Source organism: Mesorhizobium sp. B2-4-1 (assembly GCF_006442185.1).
Classification (GTDB): domain Bacteria; phylum Pseudomonadota; class Alphaproteobacteria; order Rhizobiales; family Rhizobiaceae; genus Mesorhizobium.
The window spans coordinates 33,326-45,849 of sequence record NZ_VFVN01000003.1 but is presented as its reverse complement, the minus strand read 5'-3'; the positions used below and the strand labels follow the sequence as shown (position 1 = coordinate 45,849).

At 63.1% G+C, this 12,524-nt stretch carries 12 protein-coding genes and 2 pseudogenes; 4 read left to right on the top strand and 10 right to left on the bottom strand.

The window, feature by feature from the left end; translation table 11 throughout:
* Positions 1 to 22: 22 nt before the first annotated feature.
* Positions 23 to 814 carry an ABC transporter ATP-binding protein gene (locus FJ949_RS08550; RefSeq protein WP_140495131.1) on the bottom strand — a complete coding sequence of 264 codons (792 nt, stop codon included), beginning with the start codon at positions 812 to 814 and terminating at the stop codon, positions 23 to 25.
* Positions 815 to 944: 130 nt separating this feature from the next.
* Between FJ949_RS08550 and FJ949_RS08545 the strand changes: the two genes are divergently transcribed.
* On the top strand, positions 945 to 1,349 hold the full coding sequence (locus FJ949_RS08545) for a cupin domain-containing protein (protein WP_140495129.1): 405 nt from the start codon (positions 945 to 947) through the stop codon (positions 1,347 to 1,349).
* 328 nt (positions 1,350 to 1,677) lie between these two features.
* On the opposite strand, the gene hydA is transcribed toward FJ949_RS08545, so the two are convergent.
* The 4 genes from hydA to FJ949_RS08520 form a co-directional block, all read right to left on the bottom strand.
* Entirely contained in the window at positions 1,678 to 3,129 is a 1,452-nt protein-coding gene (hydA, locus tag FJ949_RS08535; RefSeq protein WP_140495127.1) for a dihydropyrimidinase, read from the bottom strand.
* A 64-nt stretch (positions 3,130 to 3,193) separates the two neighbouring features.
* The gene (locus FJ949_RS08530; protein WP_140495126.1) at positions 3,194 to 4,444 is read right to left on the bottom strand and encodes a Zn-dependent hydrolase; all 1,251 of its coding nucleotides are present in this window, start codon (positions 4,442 to 4,444) and stop codon (positions 3,194 to 3,196) included.
* Positions 4,445 to 4,858, bottom strand: a complete 414-nt coding sequence (locus FJ949_RS08525) for an endonuclease domain-containing protein (RefSeq protein ID WP_224646776.1) — start codon at positions 4,856 to 4,858, stop codon at positions 4,445 to 4,447.
* 139 nt (positions 4,859 to 4,997) lie between these two features.
* The gene (locus FJ949_RS08520; protein ID WP_140495122.1) at positions 4,998 to 6,326 is read right to left on the bottom strand and encodes an aspartate aminotransferase family protein; all 1,329 of its coding nucleotides are present in this window, start codon (positions 6,324 to 6,326) and stop codon (positions 4,998 to 5,000) included.
* 146 nt (positions 6,327 to 6,472) lie between these two features.
* On the opposite strand from FJ949_RS08520, the gene FJ949_RS08515 reads away from it, so the two are divergent.
* Entirely contained in the window at positions 6,473 to 7,108 is a 636-nt protein-coding gene (locus tag FJ949_RS08515; RefSeq protein WP_140495120.1) for a TetR family transcriptional regulator C-terminal domain-containing protein, read from the top strand.
* A gap of 15 nt (positions 7,109 to 7,123) precedes the next feature.
* Here the strand turns inward: FJ949_RS08515 and FJ949_RS08510 are convergent, their stop codons facing one another.
* Positions 7,124 to 7,996 carry a helix-turn-helix transcriptional regulator gene (locus FJ949_RS08510; RefSeq protein ID WP_140495117.1) on the bottom strand — a complete coding sequence of 291 codons (873 nt, stop codon included), beginning with the start codon at positions 7,994 to 7,996 and terminating at the stop codon, positions 7,124 to 7,126.
* A gap of 101 nt (positions 7,997 to 8,097) precedes the next feature.
* On the opposite strand from FJ949_RS08510, the pseudogene FJ949_RS08505 reads away from it, so the two are divergent.
* Positions 8,098 to 8,939 (top strand): annotated as a pseudogene (locus FJ949_RS08505) (SDR family NAD(P)-dependent oxidoreductase).
* The gene (locus FJ949_RS08500) at positions 8,936 to 9,658 is read left to right on the top strand and encodes an SDR family oxidoreductase (protein ID WP_140495115.1); all 723 of its coding nucleotides are present in this window, start codon (positions 8,936 to 8,938) and stop codon (positions 9,656 to 9,658) included. The pseudogene FJ949_RS08505 and the gene FJ949_RS08500 overlap by 4 nt, the downstream one beginning before the upstream one ends.
* A gap of 9 nt (positions 9,659 to 9,667) precedes the next feature.
* Here the strand turns inward: FJ949_RS08500 and FJ949_RS08495 are convergent.
* From FJ949_RS08495 to preA, 4 genes and pseudogenes are all read right to left on the bottom strand, one after another.
* Positions 9,668 to 10,046: pseudogene (locus FJ949_RS08495) on the bottom strand (DoxX family protein).
* A 66-nt stretch (positions 10,047 to 10,112) separates the two neighbouring features.
* Entirely contained in the window at positions 10,113 to 10,571 is a 459-nt protein-coding gene (locus FJ949_RS08490; RefSeq protein ID WP_140495113.1) for a carboxymuconolactone decarboxylase family protein, read from the bottom strand.
* An 11-nt stretch (positions 10,572 to 10,582) separates the two neighbouring features.
* The gene (locus tag FJ949_RS08485) at positions 10,583 to 11,101 is read right to left on the bottom strand and encodes an Rrf2 family transcriptional regulator (protein ID WP_140495111.1); all 519 of its coding nucleotides are present in this window, start codon (positions 11,099 to 11,101) and stop codon (positions 10,583 to 10,585) included.
* A gap of 109 nt (positions 11,102 to 11,210) precedes the next feature.
* Positions 11,211 to 12,524 carry an NAD-dependent dihydropyrimidine dehydrogenase subunit PreA gene (gene preA, locus FJ949_RS08480; RefSeq protein WP_140495109.1) on the bottom strand — a complete coding sequence of 438 codons (1,314 nt, stop codon included), beginning with the start codon at positions 12,522 to 12,524 and terminating at the stop codon, positions 11,211 to 11,213.

The window sequence follows — 12,524 nt, the reverse complement described above, 5'->3', positions numbered from 1 at the left end:
CGCCAGTCCATCCTGCCCCCGCTCAATCATCATAGCTGTGCCCTGCCCTTAAGCCGTCTCGCACCCGTGCGGCGATCGCCAGGAACTCCGGCGTCTCGCGGATGTCGAGTGGCCGCTCCTTCGGCAGCGTCGATTCGATGACGTCGCTGACGCGGCCCGGACGCGGCGACATGACGACGATGCGCGTCGATAAATACACCGCCTCGGGAATGGAGTGCGTGACGAAGCAGATGGTCTTGTTGGTGCGCGCCCACAATTGCAGCAATTGCCCGTTGAGATGGTCGCGCACGATCTCGTCCAGCGCGCCGAACGGCTCGTCCATCAACAGAAGGTCGGCATCGAAGGCGAGCGCGCGAGCGATCGAGGCGCGCTGCTGCATGCCGCCGGAAAGCTGCCAAGGATACTTCTTCTCGAAGCCGGAAAGGTTGACGAGATCGAGCGTGCGCCTGATCCGCTCTCCCTGCTCCGCCCCGGACAGACCCATGATCTCCAGCGGCAGCGCGACGTTGCGCTCGATGGTGCGCCAGGGAAACAGGGCGGCGGCCTGGAAGACATAGCCGTAGGCGCGTTTCTCGCGCGCCTGTTCTGCTGTCATGCCGTTGACCGAAATGGTCCCCGAGGTCGGCTTCTCAAGATCGGCGATGACCCGCAGCAAGGTCGTCTTGCCGCAGCCCGACGGCCCGATGAAGGAAACGAACTCACCCTTGCCGATGGTCAGGTCGACATTGGACAGCGCCTGTACCGGCCCGTCATTGGTCTGGAAGGTCAGGCCAAGCTTGCTTGCCGCGACGACGGCTGGCGAAATCCCCGTCATCGGCCGCGGCCTGCCTGTTCCTGCCCCTTTAGTGCCGGCCCGATTCCGATTGCTTTTATCGCGATGTTGTTTTCCACTCGCCCAGTCCCATTGGTCTTGTTCCACTCATTCGACGCCCGGAGTTTCCCCGATGTCGCCTCAACCCACTTGCCATCTTATCCGCCCTGAAAGCTCTTATGAAGGCAAGCAGGGATTGACCTATTTCGCCGGTATCGCCACCGAGTCGGTCGGCTCATCTGGTATCTGCATGCATGTGCTCACCATGCCGCCCGGCGCCCGCGCTAAGGCGCATCTGCATGAGAACCATGAAACGGCGATCTACGTGCTCTCCGGCGAGGTCCATACCTGGTACGGCGACCGGCTTGAGAACCACATCGTCGCCAAAGCCGGCGACCTCTTCTACATTCCGGCCGGCGTGCCGCATCTGCCCGCCAATCTGAGTGGGGCCCCGTCTTCGGCCGTCATTGCCCGCACCGATCCCAAAGAGCAGGAAAGCGTCGTCCTGCTGCCGGAACTGGATGCATTGGTCGCCTGAAGCCGGCCTTGCGGGGCTAAGCGCCCATCGGCCAATTGCTTGAGGTTTGCGCTGCCCCTCATCGCCCTGCCGGGCACTTCTCCCCGTATAGGGACGAGGAGAAGGACGATTTCGCGAAGGATTTCGCCGATTTCCAGCGTTGCCGGAAAGGGCGCCAAGATTGCGTTCAGTTCCCTTCTCCCCGTCCCTATACGGGGAGAAGGTGCCGGCAGGGCGATGAGGGGCAGCACCAACTTCGGCAATCATCAGCACCCGGAAACTTCCCCGCAGACGGTGCCGTCCTTGTCGGCGATCATCAGTTTCTTGGCGCTTTTCGAGCTGCGCAAGCTCAAACCCCAGTCGCCGGAATGCCTGTCCGCTCCACCTTGCGCGGCGCGGTGATCTCCTTCCAGGTCGACAGTGCCCGGTTAACCGCCGCGTTCGGCTCGCGGCCAACGAACTGGCCATGGCCAGGCTTGGCCTTCACCTCGGTCTCCTCGATCGACAATTCGCCACGCGAGAAGACATAGCGCGGCAGGCCTGTCACTTCGACGCCTTCGAAGACATTGTAGTCGATGACCGACTGCTGCTTCTTCGAAGAAATGATCTTCTTGCGCTTGGGATCCCACACGATGATGTCGGCATCCGCGCCTTCGACAATGGCGCCCTTTTTCGGGTACATGTTGAGGATCTTGGCTATGTTGGTCGAGGTTACGGCGACGAATTCGTTCATCGTCAGCCGCCCGGTGTTGACGCCCCTGGTCCACAGCACCGGCATGCGATCCTCGAGGCCGCCCGTGCCGTTCGGGATCTTGGTGAAATTGCCGACGCCGAAGCGCTTCTGGTCCGTGGTGAAGGCGCAGTGGTCGGTCGCCACCACCTGCAACGATCCCGCCTGCAGGCCGGCCCACAGCGAATCCTGGTGTAATTTGTTGCGGAAGGGCGGGCTCATCACGCGGCGCGCCGCATGGTCCCAGTCCTTGTCGAAATACTCACTCTCGTCCAGCGTCAGGTGCTGGATCAGTGGCTCGCCGAACACCCGCATGCCTTTCTGACGCGCCCGGCGGATGGCCTCGTGCGCCTGCTCGCAGGAAACATGCACGACGTAGAGCGGCACGCCGGCCATGTCGGCGATCATGATGGCGCGGTTGGTCGCCTCGCCTTCCACTTCCGGCGGGCGCGAATAGGCGTGCCCCTCCGGGCCATTGTTGCCGGCGGCAAGCAGCTTCTGCGAGAGCGCCGCGACCACGTCGCCATTCTCGGCATGCACCAGCGGCAGCGCGCCGAGCTCGGCGCAGCGCTGGAACGACGCATACATCTCGTCGTCGTCCACCATCAGCGCGCCCTTGTAGGCCATGAAATGCTTGAACGAGGTGATGCCCTTGTCGACGACGGTGGCCATCTCGTCGAACACCTGCTTGCCCCACCAGGTGATCGCCATGTGGAAGGAATAATCGCAGGACGCCTTCGAGGTCTTGTTGTCCCACATCTGCAAGGCCTCGAGCAGCGACTGCTGCGGCGACGGCAGGCAGAAATCGACCACCATCGTCGTGCCGCCGGCTAGTGCCGCGCGCGTGCCGGACTCGAAATCGTCGGCCGAATAGGTGCCCATGAACGGCATTTCGAGATGAGTATGCGGATCGATACCACCTGGCATGACATAACAGCCGGTGGCGTCGAACTCATGGTCGCCGTGTAGGTCGGAGCCAATGGCGACGATCTTGCCGTGCTGCATCAGCACGTCGGCCTTCCATGTGCGGTCGGCGGTAACGATGGTGCCGTTTCTGATGACTTTGGTCATTTTTCACGTTCCCTTGTTCCTTCGCGCTTCTTGCGAGCAGCGTTTGGAAATCCAGCTTTCCAGCTTACTCCACGATGACCGCTGTCTCCACCACGGCATGGAACAGCACGTCGGCTCCTGCCGCCGCCCATTCCTTGGAGATCTCCTCGGCCTCGTTGTGGCTGAGACCGTCGACGCAGGGGCACATCACCATGGCGGTCGGCGCGACGCGGTTGATCCAGCAGGCGTCGTGGCCCGCGCCCGAGACGATGTTGCGGTGCGTGTAGCCGAGCCGGTCGGCGGCATCACGGATCGCCTTGACGCAGCCCTTGTCAAAGGTGACCGGATCGAAATGGCCGACCTGCTCGATCTTGTACTGGATGTCGAGCGCCTCGCATATCGTGTCGATGCCTTCGCGGATGCGCCCATCCATGGCGTCGAGCACTTCCTTCTCCGGCGAGCGGATGTCGATGGTGAAGACCGTGCGCCCGGCGATGATGTTGCGCGAGTTCGGATAGACTTCCATGTGGCCGACCGCGCCGACGGCGTCCGGCTGGTAGTCCATGGCAATCTCGTGCACCAGTTCGATCACGCGCGCCATGCCGAGCCCGGCATTGCGGCGCTTGGGCATCGGCGTCGAGCCGGTATGCGCCTCCTTGCCGGTCAGCGTCACCTGCAGCCATTTCAGCCCCTGTCCATGGGTGACGACGCCGATGTCGATGCCTTCGTCCTCGAGGATAGGCCCTTGCTCGATATGCAGTTCGAAAAAGGCGTGGATCTTGCGATCGCCGACCTTCTCCGTGCCCTTCCAGCCGATGCGCTCCAGTTCCTCGCCGAATTTCTTGCCGTTCTTGTCCGTATGCTCGTAGACGTCGGCCTGGTCGAGCACACCGGCGAATACGCCGGACGCCATCATCGCCGGGGCAAAGCGCGAGCCTTCCTCGTTGGTCCAGTTCGTGACCACGATCGGATGTTTGGTCTTGATGCCGAGATCATTGAGCGAGCGCACGACTTCCAAGCCGCCGAGCACGCCGAGCACGCCGTCATACTTGCCGCCGGTCGGCTGCGTGTCGAGATGGCTGCCGACATAGACCGGCGGCAGGCTGGGGTCGGCGCCTTCGCGCCTGGCAAACATGGTGCCCATCTCGTCGATGCCCATTTCGAGCCCGGCGGCATCGCACCAGCGCTTGAACAGATGCCGGCCCTCGCCGTCCTCGTCGGTCACGGTCTGGCGATTGTTGCCACCGGCAATGCCGGGGCCGATCTTCGCCATCTCCATGATGGAATCCCACAAACGGTCTGAATTGATTCGCAGATTCTCGCCGGGTGCGGCCATTCAAAACCTCTCCAATTGCGTGGCGTTCCCCTCCCCCTTGAGGGGAGGGTGGCCGCGAAGCGGTCGGGTGGGGTCGCCGGACATGCGCTCGACCTTCCCTTTGACCACCTGCGCAACATGCCAAGGGTTGTTTATGACATCGGGCTCATCGACGCGAAAGACATCAAAGCCGAGCGAGCGCAGATAGGCATCACGAACGGCATCATGCCGCTTGCCCTTCTCGTGTTCGTGCAGATCGCCATCAACTTCAACGATCAGCTTCACGGCGAGGCAGGCAAAGTCAACGATATAAGGCCCGATCGGACACTGACGACGAAACTTGATGCCGGCCGATTTCAGCTCGCGCAGTTCATACCAGAGCAAGGATTCACCCCTGGTTGCGTGAACTCGAAGCGCGCGCGCCTTTTGGCGCATTTCGTAGCTCACGCGAGTGCGGGGCATCAACGGCAGCCTCGCGGCAACAGATCAGGTCGGCACCCCGTCGCACCGACCCCACCCGACCGCTTCGCGGCCACCCTCCCCTCGAGAGGGAGGGATATCCGCGCCCAGTTCTTCAATCGATCGACCTCAGTACCTCACGCACATGATCGATCAGTTCGTTGATCTGGCCCTTGGTGATGATCAGCGGCGGCGACAGCGCGATGATGTCGCCGGTAGTGCGGATCAGCGCGCCGCGCTCGAACGCCTTGACGAAGGCCGAGAAGGCACGCTTGGTCGGCTGCCCGGCGATCGGCGCCAGCTCGATCGCACCGATCAGGCCGATGTTCCTGATATCGATGACATGCGGCTCGCCCTTCAGCGAATGCAGCGCGTCTTCCCAATAGGGCGCCAGTTCCTCGCCGCGTGTGAGCAGGCCCTCTTCCTTGTAGGTGTCGAGCGTGCCGAGCGCCGCGGCGCAGGCGATCGGATTGCCGGAATAGGTGTAGCCGTGGAAGAACTCGATCATGTGCTCGGGGCCGGTCATGAAGGCGTCGTGGATTTCCTTCTTCACGAACACCGCGCCCATCGGGATGACGCCGTTGGAGACGCCCTTGGCGGTGGTCATGATATCAGGCGTGACGCCGAAATAATCGGCCGCGAACGGCGCGCCAAGACGGCCGAAACCGGTGATGACCTCGTCGAAGATCAACAGAATGCCGTGCTTGGTGCAGATTTCGCGCAGCTTCTGCAAATAGCCCTTGGGTGGCAGGATGACGCCGGTGGAGCCAGCGACCGGCTCGACGATGACGGCCGCGATGGTCGAGGCGTCATGGAGCGCAACGATGCGCTCCAGCTCGTTGGCAAGCTCCGCGCCATGTTCCGGCACGCCCTTGGAGAAGGCGTTCTTCTCCGGCAGGTGGGTGTGCGGCATATGGTCGACGCCGCCGAGCAGCGTGCCGAACATCTTGCGGTTGGTGACGATGCCGCCGACCGAGATGCCCCCGAAATTGACGCCGTGATAGCCGCGCTCGCGTCCGATCAGACGGGTGCGCGAGCCCTCGCCCTTCACGCGGTGATAGGCGATCGCCATCTTCAATGCGGTCTCGACCGATTCCGAACCGGAATTGGTGAAGAACACGTGATCCATGCCCTTCGGCGCGACGTCGACCAGGCGGTTGGCCAGTTCGAACACGATCGGGTGGCCCATCTGGAAGGCCGGAGCGTAGTCGAGCTCGGCGGCCTGCTGCTGGATCGCCTCGGTGATCTTGGGCCGGCAATGGCCGGCATTGACGCACCAGAGGCCGGCGGTGCCGTCCAGCACCTTGCGGCCATCGCTGGTCGTGTAGTGCATGTCCTTGGCGGACACGAACATGCGCGGCGCCTGCTTGAACTGCCGGTTTGCCGTGAACGGCATCCAGAATGCACTGAGATCGTTCGGCGTGACTTTCAGCCGGTTGGACATGACCAAGACTTCCCGTTAGCACCGCCCTGTCGGCGGTCAAGGGATTACTAGCGGAAATTGCGGCTCCTGAAGTGCGTTCCACAGGCCGGGGAAAAACTGGTCCAGAGAATTGGGCCAGACCGCTTTCAACACGAGGGCGCGCAACGGTGAACACCAGCACGGAAGCCCCTCGCCGTACCCGCATCCAGCAGGAGAAGCGCGAACTCATTCTCGAAGCCGCGCTCGAGGTGTTCTCCACCAATGGCTTCCGCGGCTCGACCATCGACCAGATCGCCGAAGCCGCTGGGATGTCGAAGCCCAACCTGCTCTATTACTTTCGCCGCAAGGAAGACATTCACGAGACGCTGATGCAGCGCCTGCTCGACACATGGCTGGCGCCGCTCAGGGAACTCGACGACATCGGCGATCCCCTGACCGAGCTCAGGAGCTACATCAGGCGCAAGCTTGAAATGGCGCGCGATTTTCCGCGCGAGAGCCGGCTGTTCGCCAACGAGATTCTGCAGGGCGCACCACGCATCATGCCCTTGCTGACCGGCGAACTGAAGACGCTGGTCGACGAGAAGGCAACCGTCATCAAGGGCTGGATGCGCGCTGGCAAGATCGCCAGGACGGATCCTTGGCACCTGATCTTCTCGATCTGGGCGACGACCCAGCACTATGCCGATTTCGACGTCCAGGTCCGCGCCGTGCTCGGCCCGAACCGCGGCGGCGACGGCCGCTTCGAGGACGCAGCGAGATTCCTGGAGCAATTATTTCTCGACGGGTTGAAGCCGAAGGCCTGACCCTGCGCTGAAGGCTCAGGCGCTGCGCCGCTCGGCCGGCAGTGCATCAAGCAAGCTCTGCAGCTTGGCGATCGAGTTCTGCTCGGCCAGCGGCGTGTAGACGACCAGCCGCATGTCGGATCCATCGTCAATCGACAGGCTCATATGCTCGAAGGCCATGGCGCCGGCCGTCGGATGGCGGACGTGCTTCAGACCCGTCAGCTTTCGCGCTACGTCACGTCGGGGCCACCAATCGCGGAACTCGGGGCTCGAGCGCATCATCAGCGCGATCAGCCGGTCGAAATCGGGATCACCGACATATTTGGCGCTTTCGGCGCGAAACGAAGCGAGCACCACGCGAGCAAGCTCTTCCCAGTCGACGAGCAGGCGACGGTGCTGCGGGCTTGTAAACACCATGTGGACGATGTTGCGGGCGTCGCCTTCCAGCAAGCCATAATCGCCGAACACCGCGACGGCTGCCGGGTTCCAGGCGAGCACGTCCCAGCGCCGGCCAACCACATAAGCGGGTTGCAGCACAAGACTTTGCAGCATGTGCAGCAACGGCCCGTCGACCTTTTCGGGCGTTGCCCCACGACGCTCCGGCTGTTGGCGGCCGGCGAGGATGAACAAATGCCGCTTCTCGACAGCGTCGAGGCGCAGCGCCTCGCAGAGCGCCGCCAGCACCTCCACCGAGGGCCTGACATCCCTGCCTTGTTCCAGCCAGGTGTACCAGGTGGTGCCGACACCGGCGATCATCGCCACCTCCTCGCGCCGCAGGCCCGGCGTGCGCCGCCGCGCGCCGCAGGCAATGCCGGCGGCCTGTGGCGAAAGCCTCTCGCGGCGCGAGCGCAGGAAGGCGCCGAGCTCGCGCCGGCGGCTGTCTTCAGCGGAATGAGAAGGAGCATCCATGACCCTATTATAGCAGTACCGATACCAGGATAAAGTTTGAACTGTTTGGCGCGCACCCGCTGCCCCATCTTCTGTCGAGAGCAACGAATGGAGGCTCAAACATGGACCTGAAAGACAAGACAATCCTGATCACCGGCTCGACCGACGGTGTCGGCCGGGTCGTCGCGCAACGGCTGGGCGCAGGTGGCGCCCGGGTGCTGGTGCACGGACGCGACGCGGCGCGCGGCAAGGCCACGGTCGCGGACATCGAGGCGGCCGGCGGCAAGGCCGAGTTCTTCGCAGCCGACCTCGCCTCGCTGGCCGAGGTGCGCCGGCTCGCCGAGGCCGTGCGTGAAAAAACCGCTCGGCTCGACATCCTCATCAACAATGCCGGCGTCGGCACGGCTGGCCAAAACGCCAAAAGGCAGGTCAGCGCCGACGGCTATGAACTGCGCTTCGCCGTCAACTATCTCGCCGGCTTCCTGCTTACGGAGGAATTGCTGCCCCTGCTGAAGGCCAGCGCGCCGGCGCGTATCGTCAACGTCGCCTCGGCGGGCCAGCAGGCCATCGACTTTAGCGACGTCATGCTTACCCATGGCTACAGCAGCGTGCGCGCCTACTGCCAGAGCAAGCTGGCGCAGATCCTGTTCACCATCGATCTCGCCGAGCAGCTCAAGGGCAGCGGGGTTACTGTGAACGCCCTGCACCCGGCGAGCTACATGAACACCACGATGGTCCGCCAGGCAGGCGTCACGCCATGGAGCTCGGTGGAGACCGGCGCCGAGGCCATTGTCAATCTCGCCACCTCCCCCGCGCTCGAAGCGCGCAGCGGCCTCTATTTCGACGGCCTGCGCGATCCCGCGCCGACGCCCAGGCTTACGACGCCAGAGCAAGACAACAATTGCGCGACTTGAGCCTCGACCTAGTCGGGCAGGCTACAGTGAAGAAGGAAGAGCGTTCATGACCAGCAAGATCGAACATACAGTCGTCATCGGTGGCTCGTCCGGGATCGGCCTGGCGACCGCGCGCAAACTGCTCGGCCCCGGCATGAAGGTGACCATCACCGGGCGCAATCAGGACAAGCTCGTCAGCGCATGGAAAAGTCTCGGTGGCGCCGTCGACAAGGCGGCGTTCGATGCCGCCAAGCCCGACGAGGTGCGCCAATTCTTCGAGCGCATCGGCCCGTTCGACCATCTCGTTTTGGCGGCGAGCGGCGGCAAGGGCCTTGGCCCGTTCGAAACACTCGACCTTGCCGATATCGCTGGCGGCGTCGACGAAAAGGTGCGGCCGCAATTATCCTGCTTGCAGGCGGCCTTGCCAACGCTGGACAAATCAGGATCGGTCACCTTCATCTCGGCGGTATCCGCCCAGCTCGCCACGCCGGGCGTCGCCGGCATCGGCGCCGTCAATGGCATGCTCCTGACGGTGGCACCGATCCTGGCCGTCGAGCTGAAGCCACTGCGCGTCAACGTCGTGGCGCCCGGCGTCATCGACACGCCCTGGTGGGACTTTCTGCCGGACGAGCAGCGGCAGGCGATCTTTGCCGACTATGCCGGCAAGACACCGGTCGGCCGCATCGGCCGCGCCGAGGACGTCGCCTCGGCCATAGCCTTCCTCGTCTCCAACGGCTTCATGACCGGCCAGGTATTAACCTGCGATGGTGGTTTGCGGTTCGCGGCCTAGCTGCAACTGTCAAAGCGACTGGGCGATCAGTGTCAGGAAGCCGCCGCTCAGCGCGACATTGCCAACAAAACCATTGATACGCGACGCACGCTCCTGTCCCTGATGATCCCAGAAATTGTGGAACATCGGCGTGGCGACGATCAGGAACAGCACCAGCACCGCACAGGCAGTGGCGGTCCAGAAGCCCGTCACCACCAGCACGCCGGCGACGATCTGCAACACGATGCCGGCCCAAAGTGCCAGCCGCGCCTGCGGCACACCGCGCGCGACCATCAGCCCCGTCAAGAAACCCGCGTTTCTGGATGTTGCGCAAGCCGGCGAAGACAAACCCGCCGCCAAGCAACAGCCGGCCGAGAACCAACAAGGCGGCGGGTAAATCGGCAAGCATCAAACGCTCTCCCTTTGAAATAATGGGAGCGCCGCCTCCCTTGGCGCTCCGATCGTGATCGAACAATCAGGCGGCCTTGGCGGCAGGCATCGGATGAATGGCGTGGAACGGAATGCAAAGCCGGTTCCAGGTATTGATCATGCCCAGCGCCACGGAGAGCTTGACCAACTCCTCTTCCGAGAAATGTTCCAGCGTGCGGGCATAGAGTTCGTCCGAAACACCATTGTTGGCGATCAGCGTCACGGCCTCGGTCCAGGCCAAAGCGGCGCGCTCGCGCTCCGAAAACAGCGGCGATTCCTTCCAGGCCGAAACCAGATAAAGCCGCTGTTCGGTCTCGCCGTCGCGCCTCGCCTCACGGCTGTGCATCTCGACACAGAAGGAGCAGCCATTGATCTGTGAGGCCCTGAGCTTGATCAGGTGCAGCAGGCTTTCCTCGAGCCCGCATTCGTCGACCGCCTTATTGAGCGCCGACACCGCTTTCATGATCTCGGGCGCCTTGGCGAAGAACTGGAGCCTCTGTCTCATCATCTTTCCTTTCATGCTTGCTTGGTTGAACTGGATTTCTGCTGCCGCTGGTGGCGCTCGGTGAAAGCGCAGCTTGCCGCGACCGACCGCGGATCGGCGCCTTTCATGAAGTCCGACACGATGTCGGACAGCCTGACCTCGGCCAGCGCCGCGCGATAGGCGCGCTCCGCCTTCAGCATCGCAGCATTGATGCCGCACGGCCTGACATAGGCCGATGCATCAAGTTTCGTCGGGCCGCGCTGGCGGATTTCGCCGCATCGGAAAGCCGGCTCGCGCCCTTCGACCGCCAGCACGATGTCCAGCAGCGTGATGCGTTCGGCCGGTTTCGCCAACCGGTAGCCGCCCGCCGGCCCAGGAACGGATTCCAGGATGCGCGCAGCGGTGAGCATGTTGAGATGTTTCAGGAGATAGCTCGGCGACAGGCCAAACGCCTCCGCCAGGGCCGCACCTGGCATGGTGCTGTCGCCATCGACGCCAGCCAGCGTCGCCGCGCAGTGGATGGCCGCTTCGACGCCATCGCCGAGTTTCATGATACCAATCTCCAATACATGGATAACTTATATCCTGGATATTTTGTATCTGCAATAGCAAAATGAAAACGGCGCCCGAGGACGCCGCTTTTTCCTTGATTGTTCCGCCCTACTCCGCCGCCACCTTGGCCATTGGGTTGTTCGGGTGCGTGGTCCAGTTGGCGTAGACCGGCGACACAGGCATGCCGGTGCGCTGGTCCATCACCCCGGCGGCCAGCGGCTCCATGGTGATGCAGTTGTCAACCGGGCAGACATTGACGCAAAGATTGCAGCCGACGCATTCGGCCTCGATCACCTCGAAATGCCTGACGCCGTCGACCATGCTGGTGATCGCCTGATGCGAGGTGTCCTCGCAGGCGATGTGGCAGCGGCCGCATTTGATGCAGGCATCCTGGTCGATATGCGCCTTGGCGACATAGTTGAGGTTGAGATACTGCCAGTCCGTGACATTGGGCGTGGCACGGCCGATGATGTCGTCGAGCGAGCGATGGCCCTTCTCGTCCATCCAGTTTTCGAGACCGGCGATCATCTCCTGCACGATCTTGAAACCGTAGGTCATCGCGGCCGTGCACACCTGCACGTTTCCGGCGCCGAGCGCCATGAACTCGGCAGCGTCGCGCCAGGTGGTGATACCGCCAATGCCGGAGATCGGCAGCCCCTGCGTTTCGGGGTCGCGCGCGATCTCGGCCACCATGTTCATGGCGATCGGCTTCACCGCAGGGCCGCAATAACCGCCATGCGAGCCCTTGCCGTCGATGGTCGGCATAGGCGCGAAGCTGTCGAGATCGACGCCGGTGATCGAGTTGATGGTGTTGATCAGCGACACCGCGTCGGTGCCGCCGGCATGTGCTGCTCGCGCCGGCTTGCGGATATCGGTGACGTTGGGCGTCAGCTTGGTGATGACGGGCATGCGCGTGTACTGCTTGCACCAGCGCACAACCATTTCGATATATTCCGGCACCTGGCCGACGGCGGCGCCCATGCCGCGCTCCGACATGCCGTGCGGGCAGCCGAAATTGAGCTCGATGCCGTCGGCGCCGGTTTCCTCGACAAGCGGCAGGATCGCCTTCCAGCTTTCCTCGACGCAAGGCACCATGATCGAGGCGATCAGCGCCCGGTCGGGCCACTCCATCTTGACCTGCTTCATCTCACGCAGATTGGTCTGCAAGTCGCGGTCGGTGATCAGCTCGATGTTGTTGAGGCCGAGCAGACGGCGGTCGGCGCCCCAGATCGCGCCGTAGCGTGGGCCATTGACGTTGACCACCGGCGGGCCCTCTTCGCCCAGCGTCTTCCAGACGACACCGCCCCAACCGGCCTTGAAGGCGCGCACGACATTGTAGGCCTTGTCGGTCGGCGGCGCCGAGGCCAGCCAGAACGGATTGGGCGATTTGATGCCGACGAAATTATTCCTGATATCTGCCAT